Consider the following 21,706-nt stretch of genomic DNA (forward strand, 5'->3'; position numbering starts at 1 on the left):
GGCTGTTAGCTACTAGCTGATGGCTGATAGCTCTTGTTCAATGAAAAGCTATCAGCCATCAGCTAGTAGCTAATAGCCTAATGGAGCGTTTCTACCAACCCCTCATCATTGATGCGTAGGGTAGCAGCGCCCGGCGCCGCGAGAGTAGCCGTGAACTGCTCGGGCGTGGCCGATAGCTGCAACTGATTGGACTTCCCGGCCACATCTACATGGGGCGCGATGTTCAGCTCGGCTAGCGAGGCGGCGTAGCGGCCGTTTTTTTCGCGATACGCTTGCTGGCGGTAATACACCAGCCACAGGTAGCGGCGGCGCAGCTCAGCGGTGGGTAGCACAAAGGCGGGTGCTTTGGCTTGGCGTGTGAACTGCAAATACCCCCACCGCTCGGGGTAGTGCATGTTAATCACGCCCTGTGGCGACCATACCCAGTTGTGCTCAGACAGGTCTTTGCCGGAGTTGTCTTGCTGCTTCACGTAGTTGCCGTTGGCCGCCCGCGTGTCCCACTCCACCCTGGAGAAGTTGATACGCCACAAGGTGCCCTCCGTGGGGGCGTTGAACGGGAAGCCCATCCGCACCGCCTTCAGCGGAATAGCCATTTCCACGGTCCATCTTTTATCCTGGTCCTTGGGTTGGTTGAGCGTGCCGTTGATGCTTACGCCAGAGCGTAGGCCGGCCACGTCCCAGCTGATGAGGGCGTCGCCGTGGTTGCGGTAGGGTTTGGGTAGGAACAGGTCGAAAATCTTATTAAGGGCATTCACCTCCACCTCGAAATACTGGTGCGTATTGTCGTCGGGGTCGATGAACACCTCGAAGTCGTTGTCCTTGTAGATGATGTCGTCGTGGTGGGTTTGGTAGGCCCAGATGTGCGGCTCCTGCAAGGTAGCGGCAATGAACAAGGTGGAGTCGTTCCACAGCATCTTCACCCGCGTTTGGTAGGTGGGCAGCGGCTTGGCGGCGCCTTCAATATCCACGAAATCAGAGGTCCAGGGAGCTTGCTGCCAGGCGCTTTCCCGTAGGTTACCGTCCATGGTTAGGGGCTGCGCAGTGTGCTGCACTACGTAGCCTTTGGGCAGGGTAAAGAGGTGCTCCATCCCCTGAAATACCTTTTGGTCCTGTGCCGAAGCCGATAGCCCTACCCCGCCGAGCAGGAGCGTTATGGTTGCGAGAGTTTTGAAATTGAAAAGATGCTGCATGCGTATGATTCTTCCGAAGAAACTGATTTACCGTGTTCTATAAAAAGAGAGGCTTTACCCCATCGTCCGGGATAAAGCCTCTCTTTTACCTGTGCAAAAAATACACTATTACTTATCCCACCATACCCGCGAGGTCAGCAGGTCGCCGCCGTTCAGGCTGGCTACCCCAGACCGGTACCCGGCGGGATTGTTAGAGATTTCAGCGGCCGGATATGGCAGACGACGCGGAATGGTTCCGTTGGTCACGTTGCCGGGGTAGTTCACGGGCGTCAGCATGGGATAGCCCGAACGACGCCAGTTAAACCAGCCTTCAATAAAGTTGAAGGTAGTGGACGTTTCCAGCCAGTACTGGTTGTTGATCTGCTGGTAGGCGTCCGTTGCCGATGTTGTGGTCAGCGGGTGAGCAGCTACATAGGCGGTGATGGTAGCGGCCGGAATGGTAGCCGCCGCGTCCATCTGCGTCAGAGATTCCATGGCGCTGCGCAGGCCGTTGGCGTAGTGGGTAGCAGCCGTAGCGCCCACGCTCCAGCCGCGGGTAGCGGCTTCGGCCAGCAGGAACTCCGTTTCGGCGTAGGTCAGCAGGAAGTTAGGAGCGTTGCGCTTGATGTACACGTTCACGCGAGGGCGGGAGTAGTTGCCCAGCGGCGCAATATTGCCAGCGGCGCCCGTAGGCCCCGGATAGTCGGCACGCTTCCGAATATCAAAATCTCCACCAGCCAGGTCGTAGCCATTCGGCAGACCACGCTGCACAGCTGGGTCGGTGTTGCCAGTCAGGCCCTGGTTAGCGTTGTTGGTAGCACCCGCCTGCGGAATCTCGGCAATAGCGCCCAGGCGTGGGTCATCATTGGTGCGCAGGTAGTCAATCAGCGTCTTGCTCCACTTCACTTCCCGGAAGTCATCGGTCGTGAGCAGGGCGCCCGACGTCGCATTCTGGATGTCGCCCTGCGAGGCGTCGGTTTGGGCAATGGCGTTGTCGCTAGTAGCCGTCATGGTGCCGCCCGCCACGGCTTTCTCGGTCCAGGTTTTTGCCAGGGTAGGGTTCACCTTGGTCATGCGCATGGCCACGCGCACCATCAGGGAGTAGCCCAGCTTTTTCCACTGCGCTACATTACCGCCGTACAGCAGGTCGCCGGTAGCCAATGGGGCCGTGGTGTTCAAGCTATTGATGCCTGCTTCCAACTGCGTCAGCAAAGCCGGGTAAATGTTCTCCTGCTTGTCGTAAGCGGGGGCCGTAATACCCTCCTGCGCCATCAGCGCTTCCGAATACGGAATATCCCCGTAGGTATCAGTGAGGCGCTGATAGATCATCACCTTCATGATATTGCTGATGGCAATGACGTTGGCAAAGCGCTCAGGGCTCTGCGTGTTAGCTACCCTAATGGCCTGCTCCAAGCGGCTCAGCGCCGTGTAGCAGTTATTGAAGGTCAGGGCCTGATAGCCCCCAAAACCACCCGCGTTAACGTACTTATCCCCGTTGCCGTAGTAGTTGAACGTGCTGGCCAGCGCCTGAATGGCCGGAGCTTGGTACAGCAACTGCGCATAGCCCGTATTGGCGTAGCCCAACTGGCCGTCGGTGAGTAGGTAGTTGGGGTTGAGGTTCTCAGCTGAAGCCGCGTTGGGATTGGTGTTGACGTCGTCGAAGCGGTCTTCGGAACAGGAACTGCTCCACAGCGCCGCAGTGAGTGCTATAAATAGGAATGGCTTTTTCATATTCCTGTATTACTTGAATTTTACGTTGAGCGTGAAGCCGTATGTGCGGGCAAATGGCAGGGAACCGCCTTCTACCCCAGCGTACGCCACCAGAGGAGAAATTGTATTTTCCGGATCTATGTTATCCGTGCGCTTCATAATCGTGAACAAGTTACGACCTACCAACGACAGCGTCACAGCCTGGAAAGGTGTTTTTGCCAGTACGGCTTGGTTGAGGGTATAGCCCAGCGTGAGCTGACGGAACTTGATGAAGCTGCCATCCAGCACAGCCAGGGCATCCACGTTGTTGATCAGCTTGGGGTAGTACACATAAGCCGGCACCACAATGTCGTTGACTTCATTTGTTACATCTCCGTCACTGTTCATTTTCACCCCTTCTGCTACAATGCCGGTTTCGCGACCTTCCAAGGTGGCTTTGTTCAGACCACGCGTGTAGGAGTAGTATTCCGTAGCCGACAGCACCTTGTTGTTGAACTTGTAGTCGATCAGGAACGACAGGCTGAAGTTGTGGTAGTTGAAATCGTTGTTCCAGCCGCCGAATAGGTTAGCAATGCCCGAGCCCATCGGCTTCAACTCGCCCCGTACTGGTACGCCATCGGTTCCAATCACCACGTTGCCGTTGGCATCGCGCATAAAGTCGTACGCCCGGATCTGGGCAATCGGCAGCCCCTTCACAATGGCAATGTTGGCACCACCGTTGGCACCAGGGCGGTAGGTACCCGTTTGCAACGGGTTGTTGGCACCGTTGTCAATGTCCAATACTTCGTTTTTCAGCTTGGTGATGTTGAACGACGACGTCCAGGTGAAGGCACCCGTTTTCACCGGCGTCACGGTCAGGGCGGCTTCCACGCCACGGTTCAGGGTAGAGCCCAGGTTCACCGATCGGCTATTGAAACCGGTGGCCGGTGACAAGCTGGCGCCTACAATCTCACCATCGGTTTTGCGGCGGAAGTACGCCACGTCTAAGCCAATGCGATTCTGGAAGAACTTCAACTCCGTGCCCACCTCATACTCGTTGAGGCTGTAGGGTTTCAGGTTGGCGTTGGGCTGACGCGAATCAAACGAGGCGCGCGGAATGCCGTTGATGGAGCGGTTGATGTTGTAGTAGAAGCCCGTCTGGTAGGGCTGAGCCGGCTCGCCGCTGGTTTCGGCGTAGGAAGCACGCAGCTTACCGTAGCTCAGCACCGAGGATTGCAGCAGATCCGAGAAGATGAAGCTGGCAGCTACCGAAGGCGTGAAGATGCTACGGTCGTTGCGCGGCAGGGTAGAGAACTGGTCGTAACGGCCGGTCGTGCTCAGCGTCAGATACTTATAAGTAACATCTGCGGTGTAGTAGGCCGAGAACGTTTCTAGGAGGCTGTACTGATACTCCTGCGAAGGAGTGCGCAGGTTGGAAGGCGTGTACAGGTAGGGCACGATGAATTGCCCGCCATACAAACGCGTAGCTTCAAAGTTGTTGCGGCGGAAGTTGCTGCCTACGCTGGCACTCACGGAAATATCCTGGTTCAGGTCTTTGCTGAACGACAGCAGTGCGTCCGTGTTTAGTTCCAGGCGCGAGCCCAGGGTCAGGTTCTCCAGTCCGCCCTCACCGTTAGACGAGTACAGCGTGCCGTAGGGCGTCACGTTGAAGCGCCGGTCGCTGGAGTAGTCGTAGCCTACCCGGCCTTGCAGGAACAGGTAGTCGGTGAAAGCGTAGCGGGCCGACAGGGCGCTGATCAGACGCTTGCGCGAGAGGTCATTTTTAAACTGGTTCACCACAAACCATGGGTTGGAGGCGTAGCTATCGTTGTTCCAGGCTGTTTCCAGGCCGTTGTTACTGGGGTCGTAGCCGGGGCGCAGGGTAGCCTGGTCGATGTTGGGTGCCAGGAAGGTGATGTTGTTGGCGTTCAGCGGCGAGTCGCTCAGCTGCGGACGGTTGTTGTCTTTCTGGTCGATGTAGTTGGCCGTCAGGTTGAAACTCAGCTTCTTGGTCAGGTCGTACTGGGTGTTGAAGTTCACCGTGCGGCGGTCCAGGCCGCTGTTGCGCAGAATCGACTTGGCGTCCAGGTTCGATACCGACAGGCGGTAGGTGCCTTTTTCGCCCCCACCCGACACGGCCAGCGTGTTGGTCCAGGACGGGGCAACGCGGTAGAAGTCTCTGATGTTATTCTTCTGTAGCGAGTAAGGATGCTCCTGACCGTCGATGCCGATGGTGGGCTGACCGTCCAGCCGCTCACCCCAGGCCGTGTTGCCCGAGTTGATGGCCGAGGCCCGGTCAGAAGGACGCACGCCCTGGCTGCCCTGGCCGTACACCGTCTGGAAGTCGGTGTTGTCTACTGCCTGGCTGAATTGCAGGTTGGTGTTGTACTCGATGGTGGTTTTGCCACGGTTACCGCTTTTCGTCACAATCTGAATAACGCCGTTGGCGGCGCGGGCACCGTACAGAGCCGAAGCCGTGGAGCCTTTCAGCACCGTCATCGACTCAATATCGTCGGGGTTGATGTTGCTGATACCATCGCCCAGGTCGGCGCCGCCCCACTCACCGGAGCTACCGCGCACAGAGTTGTCCATAGGCACACCGTTGATAACAATCAGCGGCTGCGAAGCACCCGAGAAGGACGTTACGCCGCGAATGTTGAGGCGGGCTGAGGAGCCGGGGCCACCGCTGGTGCCGCCCACGTTCAGGCCGGCCACGCGGCCCTGTAGGGAGTTTGCCACGTTGGTTTCGCGGGCCACGTTCAGCTTTTCACCGTCTACCGTCGTCACAGCGTAGCCCAGCTTGCGCTCGTCTTTCTTGATACCCAGGGCTGTAACCACTACCTCGCCCAGCTGCTTGGTGTCGTTGGCCAGAATGATGTTGATGGACGAACGGCCATTCACGGGCACCGTTTGGCTGATGTAGCCGATGTAGGAGAACACCAGGCTGGCGCCGTCAGGGGCCGTTACGGTGTAGTTGCCGTCTACATCAGAAGTGGCGCCTTGCGTGGTACCGCTTACCACTACACTCACCCCAATGAGCGGCTCATTGGAGTTGTCGGTTATCTTGCCCGAGACCTTCGTCCCCTGTGCCCAGGCCTGGGCCTGACACAGCAGCAAGAGCAGTACAAATAATTGTAGAGTTTTTCTTATCATGGTGTATGGAGTGAGAGGAATGAAGATGAGTTACTTGCGTTAAGCAGCCCGCGAATCGGACCCGCTAAAATGCACTAGCTGCTTCCTACCCTACCTTATCAGGTAACGCAGCATAGCAGCGAAAGAAAATTGGTGGAAAGGGCGGGAAAGGACGGCAGCAGACGGACCTTACACAATCGGTTGTACTTCGTGGCAGTGTAGCAGCAACGAGTGGAAAGCGTATTAGTAAAGGTGCTTTTTAGCCTGTTGAGAAATAAGATTTTCCCAACAGGAAGTATTTAGTTCCTTTCAAACATACTAAACCACATCAACTAAATCAAAACCAAAGAAAAGAAATGTGTGCGTACACGCGAAAACTGTTTCGCTTTCTGTGCTATTTTTTACTTGTATCACACAATACCGCGAGTTACCATACTGCGGCCTTGAAATGTAACTTTTTCAATTTGGCGGCATACCTATCTAACTCCCTTACCCAGTACAAGCTGGAGGGTTTACAGATGTTGTTGCAGTTGTGCTACCAGTCAGGTTCCCAACTGAATACGGCAAGCTATATCGAACTGCATTTTAAGAAGCTGAATTCGTTGGCTTAACTCAAACGTAATCATCGCTTAATTATAAAGCAAATAATATAAAATAAAAATGTGTGGGCACACGCAGAGCTGAATATAGCAAGTGTGCGCACACGCAAAAAGATATTTCTTCTATGTATTATTGTTGTATTTTAGACTTGTTTTTAGGACAAAACCTAGTAAATCTGCACTATTACGAGTCTCAGCCGATTGTAGAAGCTTGATGGTAGATAAATAGCACATGATCTAGCCCTTTTGCTCTTAACAGTGCCCCCTATTTTTGGCAGAACCAGCCATACTAAGCTGCATTTTCTACCCTTCGTAGAGAGTTACCCACTATTTACCAACGCGGCATTGCAACGGCGCTTGGATTTAACCGACCTTTCTAGCAGCAGCTACTTCGTGTGGTGGCATGCTTTGTGGCTACGGCCATGCACTCTGGCAAACGTACAGACCTGGCTTCGCTGGTTTCAGCTGTAGGCACGCATGATGGCCACTTCGGTATCAGCTCGTATTGTCAGCCGTTTTTTCACATGATGCAGATCATCAGGTTTCACTTACATATAAAGTATAGTTATGGGTAAGAATGCGGTACGCATTAAGGATATAGCAGCGAAGGCAAACGTTTCGGTGGGCACGGTAGACCGGGTGCTGCATAACCGCGGCCGGGTGGCCGAGGACGTGCGCCAAAAGGTGCTGCTGATGATGGAGGAGCTGGAATACGAGCCCAACATGATTGCGCGTACGCTGGGCTCCAACCGCACGTACCGGCTAGCAGCCATTCAGCCAAGCCACACGCTGGACCCCTACTGGCAGGCCCCGTGGGAGGGCATCAACAAGGCAGCCCGGGAGTTGCAGCAGTACGGCGTGGTGCTCACGGTGTATCCCTACGATATGTCGCGGGTAGAGTCTTTTCTAGAGCAGATGGAGCTGGCTACGCAAGCCCAGCCCGATGGCATTGTGATTGCGCCGCTGTTCTACCGCGAGTCGTTGCCGTTTTTTGAGCGGTGGCAGCACGCCAAGATTCCGTACGTGCTATTCAATACCTACATCACGGAAATCAATCCGCTGAGCTACGTGGGGCAGGACTCCTACCAAAGCGGATTTCTGGCTGGCAAGCTGCTTCAGTTTGGACAGGCGCAGCCGGGCACCTACCTCATTGCCCACATTGCCGAGGACATTGCCAACTCCGTGCACGTAACGCAGAAAGAACAAGGCTTCCGCGACTACTTTGCCCAACTGCCCGCCCCGCAGGCAGCCGGCAACACCATTCGCAGCATCGACCTCCCCTACCCCACCGAGTCTACCTTTGCCTGCCAACTCACCGAGCTGTTGGCGCAGGATCAGCAGTTGCGGGGCATCTTCGTCAGTACATCCAGGGCGTATGCTATTGCGCCCTACCTCCAACCCTATGCCCACCGTATTCGCTTGGTAGGCTACGATTTGCTGGAAGAAAACATTCAGTATCTGCAGGAAGGTACCATTGACTTCCTGATCAATCAGAACCCTAAGGAACAGGGATATTATGGCTTGTATGCCCTAGCCGATCAGCTTGTTTTCAAAAAGGAAGTGTCTCCCTTCAAGTACTTACCGCTGGATATTATCGCAAAAGAAAATTTACACTACTACGTAGAAAAATAGTCGGCCCTTACCCATGCTATGGGCATGAGCGGGCAGTTTATCGCCTACTACACCACCCAAAAAGAAAACCGGCTGCCTGAGGCAGCCGGCTTTGCGAACGGCACGCGAGGTGTAGACGCATGCACTAAGTTAGGGTGAGGTAGGTCGGCTTACTGCATCACGGAGCGCGGCCGGTTTTCCGGCGCTACGCCCCAGGTAGGGCTAGGCTTAGGTCCCATTTCCAGCACCAATGTGCCGCCCTGCATCAGGTCCTGGTGGGTGATGTAGGACTTGGGGTAGGGCTGGCCGTTGCGGGTCACGGACTGGATGTATTTATTAGTAGCGCTATTATTCTTGGCCTCAATGGAAAGCGACTTGCCGCCGGGTAGGGCCAGCGTGGCCTGCTGCACCATAGGGCTGCCAAACACGAAGGCGCCGTTGGCGGGGTTCAGAGGGTAGAAGCCCATAGCCGACAGCACGTACCATGCCGACATCTGCCCCACGTCCTCGTTGCCGATGATGCCATCGGGCTTGGTGGTGTAGAACTGGTCCATGATATAGCGCACCTTCTCGGCGGTTTTCCAGGGCTGGCCCACGTAGCTGTAGAGGTAGGTGATATGGTGGCCGGGCTCGTTGCCGTGGGCATACATCCCAATGAGACCCGAAATATCGGGAGATGCTTCTTCGCCCATGTTGCCCTGCACTGTAAACAGCGAATCGAGCTTCTGCGTGAAGCGCTTCTCGCCGCCCAGCAGGCCAACTAGGCCTTCCACATCCTGCGGTACCAGCCAGGTGTATTGCCAGGCGTTGCCCTCTGTGAAGTCGCTCTTCATGTGCACCGACTGGAAGGGGCTAAACGGCGTGCGCCACTCCGTTTTCGACACGCGACCCCGCATGAAGCCCACGCTTTTATCGAAGTAGTTCTGGTAGTTTTTGGCGCGCTTGCTGAAGTAGGCATAGTCTTCCTGCTTGCCCATCTTCTTGGCCATCTGGGCAATGCACCAGTCATCCACAGCGTATTCCAAGCCTTTCGACACGTTCTCTACCTCGCTGTTGGCGGGGATGAAGCCCAGCTCTTTCACAGCTTTTAGGCCACTTTCGTCGCGCATGGCGGTGGTTTTGATGGCCTCATAGGCCAGATTGGCGTCGAAGCCGTCGAAGCCTTTGAGGTAGGCGTCTACTACCACTGGTACGGCGCTGTAGCCTACCATCGTGTTGGTTTCGTTGGCCATCAGGTGCCACACAGGCAGCTTACCCTGCTGCTGGTAGATGGCCAGCATGGTGTTCACCATGTCGTTTACCCGGCTGGTTTGCAAGATGGTAAACAGCGGGTGCGCCGCCCGGTAGGTATCCCACAGCGAGAAGGTAGTAAGGTTGGTGAAGGACGCGTTTTTATGCACTTTTTTGTCGGTGCCCCAGTAGTCGCCGTTGTGGTCGTTGAAGGTCGAGGGCGCAATCATGGTGTGGTAAAGCGCCGTGTAGAAAACCTTTTGCTGGTCTTGGTTCTCGGTTTTGATCTGCACCTTGCCCAATTCCTGGTTCCAGGCGGCATCGGCAGCGGCCACGGTCTTCTGGAAATTCCAGTGCGGAATCTCAGCCCGGATGTTGGCCAGCGCATTCTCAGTGCTGACGGGCGAAATCCCTACCTTCAGTTTCACCTGCTCGCCGGCCTTGGTGGCAAATGTGACTACCCCTTTCAGGCGGGTGCCCTTGGTGGCCGGCGTGGTATTGCCCAACGAATCCACAACCTGCACGCTGGCAAACTCGCGCATAGGCTTCGAGAGAACCGCCGCGAAGTACAGGCGCTGATCCTTGGCCCAGCCTTTCGAGAAGCGGTACCCCACCAGGGTGCTGTCGTTGAGCTTTTCCAGGTGCGTATCGGTGGCCTGGTCCCAGCCGATGCCCTGCTGCAAGTCAATAATCAGGTGCGAATCTTTCGCCTGAGGGAAGGTGTACTGATGAAAGCCTACCCGCTCGGATGCCGTCAGCTCGGCCCGGATGCCGTAGCGCTTCAGCTGCACGGCGTAATAGCCGGGGCGGGCGGTTTCGTCCTCGTGCGAAAACGCCGACACGTAGCTACGGCTCTTGTTTTTCACTGAGCCGCGCATCACCTGCACCTCGCCTGTAGTGGGCATCACCGCCACGTCGCCCAGGTCGCCGATGCCGGTGCCGCTGAGGTGGGTGTGCGAAAAGCCGATGATGGTGGAATCGGAATAGTGGTAGCCCGAGCACCAATCCCAGCCCTCGGAGATATTCACCGGCCCCAGTTGCACCGCTCCGAAGGGCACGTTGGCCCCCATGAATACGTGCCCGTGGAAGCCCGTACCAATGTAGGGGTCTACGAACCGGGTGAGGCCTGTGGGGGCCGGAATGGCAGCGGGAGCAGTAGATCCGCTGGCTACCTTGGTAGTACCAGAACATGCGTTAAACACGGCAACGCTGCCGGCCAGCGCCACAATAGACCAGATAGAGCGGGTGGGTTGTATCTTCATTAAACTACAGAGGTTAGAATTGTCGTGTGCTTTCAGTGCTTCAGCCAATTGGCTGGCACTTGCTGCGGCTCGCTGCCGTCTTTGCTGTATTTGAGGAGCAGCGTGTAGCCGCCTCCACCTTCTACAAAATCGAGGGCGATAGGGTGCAACCCTTTCGTGAGGGCTACCTGTCCGGTTTTCTCAATGGCCGAGTGCAGGCCGTCGTTGTCGACTACCATGCGGTCGGCGAGGCGTAGGGTGCCGCCGTCGTCGCAGGTGAGGTAGAACGTGTAGATGCCGGTTTCCGGTACGTCGAGGTAGCCCCGAAACTGCACCCCGAACTGGTCGGCCTCTGCCTGCTTGGGTACCTGCACGCTGGTTACGGTGGTGCTACCATTGGCCTTAGCCTGCTGCATCAGCGCCGATTTTTTGAAGTAACCAGTGAAGTACGTAGCCGTAAGGCCCGGCGCCGGCGCCTTTGCCGATACGGGTGCGGCGTAGGCTTGCTGCTTGTACCGGATGGCGTATGTATCGCCCCGCAGCCCCTCCGGCGTGAAAGCCACCAACTTCACCGTAGTGGGCTGGGTGATGGGTAGGGCAGCCGGCAGCACAGGCGAAGCGTCCGTGGGGATGCTACCATCGGTGGTGTAACGGATGATCAGATTATCGAGCGGCTTCTCGACCTGCAAAGACGTTTTGTCCGTGAAAACGCTTTCCTCGGAGAAGCCTGCCAGGTCGGGCACGCGGTAGTGCACGTTCAGCAGGGCCAGGCGGGGGTAGTGCTGGCGCAGGCGGGTGAGGTAGGAAGCGTACTGTTTTTTGTTGGTCCACACCACCTCGGCTAGGGCCGTCATCCGGGGCATCACCATGTAGTCGGCGCGGTTTTCGGAGGGCACTTGTTCGGTCCAGAGGTTGGCCTGGGCACCCAGAAGGGCCTTTTGGGCCTGGGCAGCATCTACGCCGGCGGGAACCACGTCGAAGTCGTACACCTTGCCCAGGGAGTTCTTATCCGGGAGGTTGTCGAAGTAGAGCGTGCTCACGGGCGTCATAATCAGCGTATTGCCGTTGCGGATGGCTTTGGCGGGGGCATCCTTCACCCAGCTGCGCCAGTACATCACAGTGGCCGATGGGTCGATGCCGCCTTCCAGCATGTCGTCCCAGCCAATCATTTTCTTGCCTTTGCTCTGCAAAAACCGCTCGACGCGCCGCACAAAGTAGCTCTGCAAGCCGTTCACGTCCTTGATGCCTTCCTTCTGCATCAGCTCGGTGCAGGCTGTCGTGTTCCAACTGGCTTTGTCTACCTCGTCGGCGCCAATGTGCACGTAGGGGCTCGGGAACAAGGCCGCCACCTCCTTCAGCACGTTTTCCACGAACTCGTAGGTGCTTTCGTTGCAGGGGCAGATGGGGGTCGAAAACAGCTTACCCCAGTCGTTTTTGCCGTTGCAGGTAAGAAAGGGGTAGGCCCGGATGGCGGCCATCATGTGGCCGGGCATGTCGATTTCGGGAATGACCTCAATATGACGCGCCGCGGCGTAGGCAATGATGCCGCGCATATCGGCCTGGGTGTAGAAGCCGCCGTACTCCGTTTGGCCATTGCGCTGGCGCAGGAACTTGGGTTCCAGGGCAAAATCCGGGTTGTCCTTCGACTTACGGATGCAGCTGGAATCCTGGTTGTTGAAGGTACGCCACGCGCCTACCTCCGTCAGCTTGGGGTATTTCTTGATTTCCAGGCGCCAGCCCTGGTCGTCGGTGAGGTGCAGGTGCAGCTTGTTGAACTTGTAGAGCGCCAGCAAGTCCATGTATTTCTTTAGGTAGGCGACATCGAAGAAATGGCGGGACACATCCAGGTGCATCCCCCGCCACGCATAGGCCGGCTGGTCTTCAATCTGCACGGCGGGCAGCGTAAGGGGGCTAGCGCCTTCTCCGGTCTTTTCGATGGTAGGCGGCAGCAGTTGCCGCACCGTCTGCACCGCCCGGAACATACCCGCTGGCTCCTTGGCCGCCAGCGTCATCTGCTGCGGTGTGATGGTCAGGCGGTAGCCCTCTGGGGCCATTATCGAGGCATCGTAGCGTAGCTCAATGCCGTTAGCGACTAGTTTCTTTGTGGTTTTCAGCGGCGCTCCTACCCCATTGCGCAATAACGCTTGTAGTTGCTCGGCTTCCTTTTCGAAACGTTTGCTCTCTTTGGGTAGGGCCAGTTGGGTGGCTTTGGTAATGGTGAAGGTGCCCGTTGCCGGTGTCAAAGAGGCAGGGTAGGGAATCAGCGGGTAGCGCTCGGGGGCGGTTTGGGCAGTGGCTGTACCGGTGATGAGGAGTAGGAAGAGCAACCACAGAAATCTAGTCATAGGTGTTGTTCAACGATTCACCCACCCCCCCGGCCCCCTCCCCTCCGGGAGAGGGGGAGCCGGACGATTTGGCTAACAGCTTTCTAGTTTGAATAATGCTAATGGCTAATGGCTAATAGCCATCAGCTAACAGTTCCTGTCACGGCTCCCCCTCTCCCGGAGGGGAGGGGGTTGGGGGGTAGGGTCTCCCCTACTGTGCCACCGGCACCACCTGCTTCGCCACGTTCCAGCCCTCCACCGACACAGCCGGCGTGCCGACTTCCGCGCCGGGCGTATAGTCCAGCGTTACGGTTTTGCGTTCCCCCGGCAGCACCGACACGTAGTTGTCGCTGTAGAAGGTAGGGAGCACGCGCTTCTGGGTCTGTTGGTTTACCAGCGACACGCGGTTGAAGAAGGCCACGGGTTGGTTGGCGGGGTTCGTGAGGGTTACTTCTACCTTACCGGGCGCGGTCTGGCGGGCCGAGAGGCCTAGAGGCGCCTTATTCATGGTTTGTAGGCCCGAGTACTGTCCTTTGGCATCGGGTATCCAGTAGAAGTTCTGGCTCACCGGCTGCTTGTTCAAATCCTGCAATTGCAGCATCAAGAATGTACCTTTCTCCTTCGCCAGCTTGCGCATCGTGCCGGCAATGGGTAGGTACTTTTTGGCTTGCGAGGGGTTGATTTCCACGATTACCTGCGTCAGGCTGGTTTTCTTACCGGCCATGTCGTAGGCGTCTACCACCAGCATCAGGTCGCGCTTGGTTTCGAAGGTGTTGTTCACCAATACCACGGCGCTATCCACGGGGTTGTACATCACGTGTAGCGGCTCGCTGCCAGAGCGCAGGCCGTAGAGGCAGGCGTTGGGGTCGAGGTAGTAGTCGTACATCTGGCCGCGCAGGGCGGTCCAGGGGTTTTGGGTTTTCCAGATGATGCTGCCCGTGTACCACTCCCACATGTGCGAGCTAAAGCCCTCCATCAGAGCGCGGTACTGGTCGTAGTTTACCAATTGGGCTTTCAGGCCGAAGTCGCGCACGTTTTTGGGCGCGCCGTAGGGTAGCAGATGGTCTTCGTAGCCAATGTAGAGGTGGTATTGCCACACCGAATCCACGGCCTCCGTGGGCTTTTTATCGGCGCCGAGGTAGCGCGGGGGCACCATGTTGGCCGGCGGAACAAACCGCGCCAGCGACTCCTCATCGCCTACCCCCACCGAGCCCACTTCCGAGTTGAAGGGGTAGGTGCGGTGCTCCCAGAAGCTGCGCAGGTTCTGAATACCATAAGGCCCGTCGCCGTTGCCGCCCTGGTTGTTGTACGACATGCTATCCGAGTTGGAGTAGGGCACAAACCAGCGCGTGCCGTCCAACTTGGGCAAAACCGAATCCTCCAAGGCAGTAAGAATGTCCTTGGGCGGAGTGATTTCGTTGCCGCCGCACCAGATAGCCAGCGAAGCGTGGTTGCGCACCATCTTCACCTGGTCGGCCGCCGACTTGATGAACAATTGGTGGTCGTTGGGGTACTTGCGGCGGGTCCACTGGTCTTCCAGCTTCATGGGGTCCACCCAGCGGCCGTTGGCGTCGCCCGACATCCAGAAGTCCTGCATCACCAGCATGCCGTATTTGTCGCAGGCCTGGTAGAACTCGGGGCGCTCTACCAGCGCACCGCCCCACACCCGAATCAGGTTCAGGTTCATGTCGCGGTGGAAGCGGATTTCCGCGTCGTAGCGCGCATCCGTGAAGCGCAGCATGGCATCAGAAATAATCCAGTTGCCGCCCTTGATGAAGATTTTCTGCCCGTTCAGGTGCACCTCCATGCTCTGGGTTGTGGTGTTCCACTCCCGCTGAATCTCGCGCACACCCACCTGCACCGTTTCCTCATCCGACACGGTTTTGCCCTTCACCAGGAATTGTAGCTTCGATTCGTACAGTGGCTGTTCACCGTAGCCATTGGGCCACCATAGCTTGGGGTTGGGTAGGCTGAGGTCCTTCAGGCTCACCTGCTGGGTAGTGCGGGCCGGAATGGTCACTTTCTGCTCCGCCGTGCGGCCATCAATGGTGTAGCGCAGCACGCCTGCCACGGCTTTGGCCGTGGGGTTGTCCAGTTCCGCCGATACCTGCACAGTGGCTGGTGACTGCAGACCGGTAGGCTTGCGCTTACCCGGCACGCGGGTGATGATGTGCGGATTTTTAACGTTGATCTGCTGGGTCTTCTCAATCGTTACCTTGTCCCAGATGCCGGTATTCCGGTCGCGAATGGGCTGAATCCAGTCCCACCCGGCGGTGTACTGCGTGGTGTTGTTGCGGGCAATGGTGCCGTCGCCGCCCTGGCCGCCGTTGGGGTTGCCCACGGGGTCGGGCGGGTACACGATGACGGCTAGGCGGTTCTTGCCGTCCTTGGCCAGGTAGGGTGTTACGTTGTAGGTCTGGCGCAGAAACATGCCGTGGTGGGTCTGCGCGTTCAGCTTCTGCCCGTTCAAAAACACGTCGCAGCTGTAGTTCACGCCGCGCAGGTGCAGCCACACTTGCTCGTCGCCGCTAGCCTTTTCCGTGAAATCCTTGGCAAACCAATAGGTGTAGTAGTCCCTACCTGTCTTGTAAATATCAGGTATCTGCTTGTTGTTCATCCCGTAAAACGGGTCGGGCACTTGCTCGTTAACCAACTGGGTAGTAAGCACCGTGCCGGGCACCACGGCGGGCTGCCACCCGCTCAGGGCGTAGGTAGGCTGCGAAAGCGCGGTTCCTTCTACGCTCACTTTACCTTTGGGCGTGGCCTGCCAGCCGGTGTTCAGCTCGTAGCGCTGCTGCGCAAGTAGCGGGGTAGCAAGCAGGAGAAGCGGGAGTAGGAGTTTGTGTGGTGACATGCGAGAACGATGCAGACGTAGGTGTTGGTAAGCGGAAGCGGGGGCCGGGGGTGAGGTTTTACCGGCGGACTTTGTGCCCAGCCAGGCCGTAATAGAGAATGAACAAATAGCAGGGAATCACCAGCCAGTACGCTTGTTGGGGGCTGAACGCATCGGCCAGACCACCGTAGAGGGGCGGCAACACGGCCCCGCCGGCAATGGCCATAATCAGGAAAGACGAGCCAATCTTGGTGAAGCGGCCCAGGCCCGCAATCGCCAGCGGCCAGATGGCTGGGAAGATGAGCGAGTTAGCCAGCCCGAGCAACGCAATGAACAGTACCGACGTGATGCCGCTGGTAGACAGCGCCCCCAAAGCAAACGCCACTCCTATCACAGCAAACAGTTGCAGCGCCTTTTCCTGAGAGATGAACTTCGGAATGGCCACAATACCGATGAGGTAACCCACAATCATGGCACCCATCGTAAACGTGGTGAAAAATTTGGCCGTTTCCAGCGCAATACCCTGTGCGTTACCATAGCTGATGATGGTATCGCCAGCAATAACCTCCACGCCCACGTAGAAAAACATAGCTAGCGCCCCCAGTAGCAGGTGCGGAAATTGCAACACGCTGGTTTTGTTGGTATTGGCAGCCGCTACGGTTTCGTCCTCGTGGTCGGTGTCGATTTCGGGTAGGGAAGAGAAGTAGATGAGCACAGCCAGGAGCACCAGTACGGCCGTTATCAATAGGTAGGGGGTCACCACGCGGGCGGCTAGTGCGTCAAGCTCGGCGGCTTTGGTGGCCAGATTCATCGTTTTGAGGCGCGCTACCAAGGAATCGGCATCTTTTAGTACCACCGCACCAAGGGCAACGGGAGCTAGCGCACCGGCCACCTTGTTGCAAATGCCCATCACGCTAATGCGCTTGGCAGCGCTTTCGCGCGGCCCCAGAATAGTGATGTAAGGGTTGGAGGCTGTTTGCAGCAATGCTAGTCCCGAGCCCAGAATAAACAGGCCTAGCAAAAACAGCCCATAGGTACGTGTGTAGGCCGCCGGAATAAAAACCAGTGCCCCCACGGCCATCACTAGCAACCCCACCGACATGCCTTTCTTGAAACCCGTGGCTTCCAATACCCACGCTGATGGTATGGCCATCACGAGGTAGGAAATATAGAAAGCGGAGGTGACTAAGTACGCCTGAAAGTTGCTCAGCTCGCAGGCAATCCGCAGGTAGGGCACCAGCACCGAGTTCAGCCACGTCACGAAGCCGAAAATGAAGAACAGCGCTCCAATGATGACAATGGACCTGGTTTGCTGCGTGTTGGCCGTGGGCACGGTCGCCGGAGACGTGGTAGCTGCTTTCGTCATGGTGTAGGGTTTGAGAAGGAGGCTGAAATAGGCAGTTAGAGGGGCAATGTTTGGGGAGTAGCGGGGCTGAGTTCCTGCTTCATTTTGCACAGCGCGGCCGCGCCCAGCACGGCCGCATTGCGCAGTTCGGAGGGCGCTACCACCAAGCGGTCGGTTACCAGACGGAAGGGAAACTCGCGGATGCTGGCTTCCATAGCCTCCCGGAAAAACTCGTAGCAGTGGCTCACCGACCCGCCCAGGAAAATGGCTTCCGGCGCCAGCGTGTGCAGGATCATCTTGATGACATTGCCCAGGTGGCGGCCGTAGCTGGCCAGCGCTTCTAGGGCGCGGGCGTCGCCGGTACGGGCCAGGGCGTGCAGGGCGCCCCCCTCCTGCTGATACTGCTGCGCGAAGAATTTGCCGCTGCAATAGTCCTCCACGGTCTTGTCGAGGTAGGGAATGCAGCCGAACTCACCGGCGCTGGAAAGCACGCCCGCGTGGAGGTCGTGGTTGATGATGATGCCCGCACCGAGCCCCGTACCCAGCGTAATGCCCACCAGATTGGCGTAGGGCTGGCCCTGGCCGAAGATTTTCTCGCCCACGGCAAAGGCGTTGGCGTCGTTGGTCATGTACACGGGCTGCGCGAAGTGCCCGGACAGGTGTTCCTTCAGCCGTACTTCCCGCCACGAGGGTATGTTCTGCACGTTGTGCACCACGCCCTGCTGCTCATCCACCAGCCCTGGCACACCAATTCCAATACCGGCCATGTCGGCGGTATCCAGCATCAGCTGAATATGCCGCACCAGTTCACCCAGAATCTGTTCCTGCGGCGCCTGTGCCGAAGTTTCGAAGCGAACTTCGTTTATAATTTGCCCATCCTGCACCACGCCGATGTGCACCTTGGTGCCCCCGATGTCAATGCCGATGTAGTTGGTTTGGGTCATTCTATTTGCTTCTGCGTGCCTACCCGAAAGCAGCCTGCTGTATGCGTGTGGCGAAAAGTGAATGGCGAACGGTTTCGCTATTTATCGTATCTGTCATCCCTAGCTTCTCTGTCATCCTGAGCGGAGCGAAGGATCTTCTCACGTCAGAACGACCATCGTACCAACGACTCGTTCAACTGGCATGAGGTCCTCCGCTCCGCTCAGGATGGCAGAGAAGGTAGGAATGACGGATAAGCAGGATGACTGTAGGAAAACTATCCTATCCTAGAAATGCCAGCGCACGAAGGCCTCCATGGCTTCGTAATCAGCCAGGCCCAGGTTGTCGTATTGCAGGGCGGTTTCACGGTTGCGCTGCTCGGCGCGCACCCAGAACTCGCGGGAGTCGTCGCCGGGGAACACAGGCGTGTCCTTCTGGCTTTGGTGCTTGAAGATAGCGTTGCGCTTGCGAATCACCTCCAACGGCGACAGCGGCACGGCCATTTCAATTTCGTAGGGCTTAAACTCGTGCCACGCGCCACGGTACATCCACACCCAGCAGTCCTGCACCCATTCCTCGGTCTGCTTCAGGCGGCGCAACGACTCAGCAATAATGTTGAAGCACACGATGTGCGTGCCGTTGGGGTCGGCAAAGTCGCCGGCCACGAACACCTGCTGGGGCTTCACCTCTTGCAGGAGCTCCATCGTCAGCTCAATATCGGCGTCCGTTACGGGGTACTTCGAGGTTTTGCCCGACTCGTAGAACGGTAGGGCCTGGAAGTGAATGTGGCTGTCGGGTAGGCCGGCATAACGGGCGCCCGCAATGGCTTCACTCTTCCGAATGTAGCTCTTCACGTTCCGGATTTCCTGCGTGTCTACCTGGTTGGGTTGCTTCTGCTCGATAAACTCGCGCATGTTGTCATACACCGTTTGCAGCTCGCTGCTGTCGCGGCCCAGGCTGTTTTCCAGGTCAATGGCAAACTCCATGTAGCGCAGCACGTCGTCGTCCCACACCGCCGTATTGCCCGAGGTCTGGTAGGCCACGTGCACGTCGTGGCCCTGGTCGATGAGGCGAATAAAGGTGCCACCCATCGAAATCACGTCGTCATCGGGGTGGGGCGAGAACACGATAACGCGCTTTTTGGCCGGCAGGGCGCGCTCGGGGCGCTGCGAGTCGTCGGCGCCGGGCTTGCCACCGGGCCACCCCGTGATGGTGTGCTGGAGCTTGTTGAAAATCTGAATGTTGATGTTGTAGGCCGGGCCGCGCTCGGTAGCCAACTGGGCCATGCCATTGTTGTTGTAGTCTTCCTCCGTGAGCTTCAAAATGGGCTTGCACAGGGTATTCGACAGCCAAATCACAGCCTTCTTGATCAGCATTTCGTCCCACACGCAGTCCTTCACCAGCCAGGGCGTATCAAAGCGCGTCAGCTCCGAAGCGGCGTCGGCATCCAGCACAAACTCCACGTTGTCGGCCAGTTGCAGGTAGGTAGCCGGCACCTCGCCCGATACCTCGCCTTCCACCGCTTTCTTGATGATGGGCGCTTTCTTGCCGCTCCAGGCCATCAGCACAATTTCGCGGGCTTTGAAGATGGTGCCGATGCCCATGGTAATGGCCTTGGTGGGCACGTTTTCCTTGCCGCCGAAGTCGCGGGAGGCGTCGCGGCGCGTAAGATCGTCCAGGGTTACCAGGCGCGTGCCCGAGTTGGGCGCCGAGCCCGGCTCGTTGAAGCCCACGTGGCCCGTCCGGCCAATACCTAGAATTTGCAAATCCAACCCGCCTACTTCCTCAATCTGCCGCTCGTAGTTCAAGCAAAACGCTGCTACCTCTTCCGGCGCCAGGGTGCCGTCGGGAATGTGAATGTTCTCCCGCTTGATGTCGATATGGTCGAACAGGTTTTCGTTCATGAACGTGACGTAGCTCTGCGGCGCATCGGGCAACATCGGGTAGTACTCGTCTAGGTTGAACGTCACCACGTTCTGGAAGCTTAGGCCCTCCTCCTGGTGCAGGCGCACCAGCTCCTCGTACACGCCCACCGGGGTAGCGCCGGTGGCTAGGCCCAGTACCGCCTGTTCGCCGGCTTCCTGCTTGCGCTGGATCAGGCGCGCAATGCGCTCGGCCACCTTCACGGAGGCAGTCTGCTTATCGGGGTAAACGGTTACCGGCAGCTTCTCAAAACGAGTTTCTTCGAGTAGGTTTAATCGTGCCATAAGCGGTGTAGGTGAGGGGGTAAAAGGGTTGTTAGGCGGTTGAGGTTTGCGGGACGGAGCGGGGAAATCTTGAAAGAAAGCGGTAGTAAAAAGTAGGTAGGCAGTCGAGCTTAGGTCAGGTCTAGGGGCGTCTCAAATACGTTCTCCATCACCGTAGCTACGGAGCCCAGAATCATGGCGTCGCGGCCCAGCTCCGACACCACAATGCGGGTATTTTCGCGCAGCTGCTTCATGCAGTAGATGGTAATGGCCTGCTGAATGGCAGGCAGCACAAAGGGCTTGGCCTGCGCAATTTCGCCGCCCAGAATAATCAGCTCGGGGTTGAATAGCTGAATCAGGATGGCAATGCCTTTGCCCAGATTCAGCCCTACCTCGGCCAGAATGTTGATGGCAAACTGGTCGCCGTCGTGGGCGGCGCGGATGACCTGCTCCACCTCCAACTGTTCAATCTCAGGCTCCGACAGGGCTTGCAGCAGGGTGTTCTCGCCAGCCCGGATGCCTTCCTGGGCATTGCGCACCAGGGCGCTGCCCGAGGCCACGGTTTCCAGGCAGCCGCGCTTGCCGCAGTGGCACAGGCGGCCATCTTCCACCAGCGGAATGTGCCCGAACTCGCCGGCAAAGCCCGAGGCGCCGCTGCGCAGCTTGCCGTCTAGGATCATGCCTAGGCCCACGCCCCAGTCCATGGATAGCACCAGCACGTCGCGGCGACCATGGGCTAGTCCGAAGCGGTACTCGGCCAGGGTGGCGCTTTTCACGTCGTTTTGGATGTACACGGGCTTGCCGAACTTGTGCTCTAGCAGTTGCTGCAACGACTCCGCGCCGCCAGGCACACGCAGGTAGGTGTGGTTGTTTCCTTCCTTGGACGCCACCAGGCCCGGCATATTAATGCCTACCCCAATCAGCTTCTGTGGGTCGATGCCCGACACTTCAATCAGCCGCATGGCCTGCTCGTGTACCTGGTCTACGGCCTGCAAATCCTGCGTCACTTCAATCGGGAAGGTCTGCATGCCGGTTACAGGGCTGTTGTTGTTATCGAAAATAGCTAGGCGCGCCTTGTACTTCTCCATGTGGATACTCAAGACAAACAGCGACTTATCCTTCAATCCATACAACTCTGGCTTGCGGCCGCCGATGGATTTGCCCCTCCCCTGTTTCTCCACCAAGCCCTCGGCAATCAGCTCGTTCAGCATGGCCGTGGAGGTAGGGGCGCTAATCTGAAAACGGCCGCAGATATCGGCGTTTGTCTTGGCGCCCTTTACATACAAGTGCTTGACAATCTTTATCTTCTGCACGTATTTCCGCCGTTCGACATTATTCAGCCCGGCCAGAAACGTATCCTCCAAGGCTAATAATGAACTCATGGCAGCGGGTTTTCTCTGAATGATGTCTCAAGAAGCCCACTTTT

General features: G+C 57.5%; 11 protein-coding genes. 1 reads left to right on the forward strand and 10 read right to left on the reverse strand.

The features are described from left to right. Positions 1-77: 77 nt before the first annotated feature. From KYK14_RS08525 to KYK14_RS08535, 3 genes are all read right to left on the reverse strand, one after another. Positions 78-1,190 (reverse strand): carbohydrate-binding family 9-like protein, encoded by a 1,113-nt coding sequence (locus tag KYK14_RS08525; protein ID WP_246601749.1) that lies wholly within the window; start codon positions 1,188-1,190, stop codon positions 78-80. A 108-nt stretch (positions 1,191-1,298) separates the two neighbouring features. Beyond that, positions 1,299-2,900, reverse strand: a complete 1,602-nt coding sequence (locus KYK14_RS08530) for a SusD/RagB family nutrient-binding outer membrane lipoprotein (protein WP_185280689.1) — start codon at positions 2,898-2,900, stop codon at positions 1,299-1,301. Between the two features lie 9 nt (positions 2,901-2,909). Further along, positions 2,910-6,011, reverse strand: a complete 3,102-nt coding sequence (locus tag KYK14_RS08535) for a SusC/RagA family TonB-linked outer membrane protein (protein WP_185280690.1) — start codon at positions 6,009-6,011, stop codon at positions 2,910-2,912. 1,145 nt (positions 6,012-7,156) lie between these two features. Between KYK14_RS08535 and KYK14_RS08540 the strand changes: the two genes are divergently transcribed. Continuing rightward, positions 7,157-8,221: a LacI family DNA-binding transcriptional regulator gene (locus KYK14_RS08540; RefSeq protein WP_219158466.1), complete on the forward strand. Its 1,065-nt coding sequence runs from the start codon at positions 7,157-7,159 to the stop codon at positions 8,219-8,221. Positions 8,222-8,370: 149 nt separating this feature from the next. Here KYK14_RS08540 and KYK14_RS08545 read toward each other — a convergent pair whose 3' ends face one another. The 7 genes from KYK14_RS08545 to KYK14_RS08575 form a co-directional block, all read right to left on the reverse strand. Beyond that, the gene (locus KYK14_RS08545; RefSeq protein WP_219158468.1) at positions 8,371-10,692 is read right to left on the reverse strand and encodes a GH92 family glycosyl hydrolase; all 2,322 of its coding nucleotides are present in this window, start codon (positions 10,690-10,692) and stop codon (positions 8,371-8,373) included. 32 nt (positions 10,693-10,724) lie between these two features. After that, positions 10,725-13,016 carry a family 20 glycosylhydrolase gene (locus KYK14_RS08550; RefSeq protein WP_219158470.1) on the reverse strand — a complete coding sequence of 764 codons (2,292 nt, stop codon included), beginning with the start codon at positions 13,014-13,016 and terminating at the stop codon, positions 10,725-10,727. A gap of 190 nt (positions 13,017-13,206) precedes the next feature. Then, positions 13,207-15,849 (reverse strand): glycoside hydrolase family 2 protein, encoded by a 2,643-nt coding sequence (locus tag KYK14_RS08555; protein WP_219158472.1) that lies wholly within the window; start codon positions 15,847-15,849, stop codon positions 13,207-13,209. A gap of 58 nt (positions 15,850-15,907) precedes the next feature. After that, positions 15,908-17,194: a sugar MFS transporter gene (locus KYK14_RS08560; protein WP_185280696.1), complete on the reverse strand. Its 1,287-nt coding sequence runs from the start codon at positions 17,192-17,194 to the stop codon at positions 15,908-15,910. Between the two features lie 35 nt (positions 17,195-17,229). Then, on the reverse strand, positions 17,230-18,117 hold the full coding sequence (locus KYK14_RS08565) for an ROK family protein (RefSeq protein WP_219158474.1): 888 nt from the start codon (positions 18,115-18,117) through the stop codon (positions 17,230-17,232). Between the two features lie 264 nt (positions 18,118-18,381). Then, positions 18,382-20,301: a glucosamine-6-phosphate deaminase gene (nagB, locus tag KYK14_RS08570; protein WP_219158476.1), complete on the reverse strand. Its 1,920-nt coding sequence runs from the start codon at positions 20,299-20,301 to the stop codon at positions 18,382-18,384. A gap of 110 nt (positions 20,302-20,411) precedes the next feature. Beyond that, on the reverse strand, positions 20,412-21,662 hold the full coding sequence (locus KYK14_RS08575) for an ROK family protein (RefSeq protein ID WP_219158477.1): 1,251 nt from the start codon (positions 21,660-21,662) through the stop codon (positions 20,412-20,414). Positions 21,663-21,706: the final 44 nt, after the last annotated feature.

The sequence above is a fragment of the Hymenobacter profundi genome (genome assembly GCF_019334315.1).
Taxonomy (GTDB): Bacteria; Bacteroidota; Bacteroidia; order Cytophagales; family Hymenobacteraceae; genus Hymenobacter; species Hymenobacter profundi.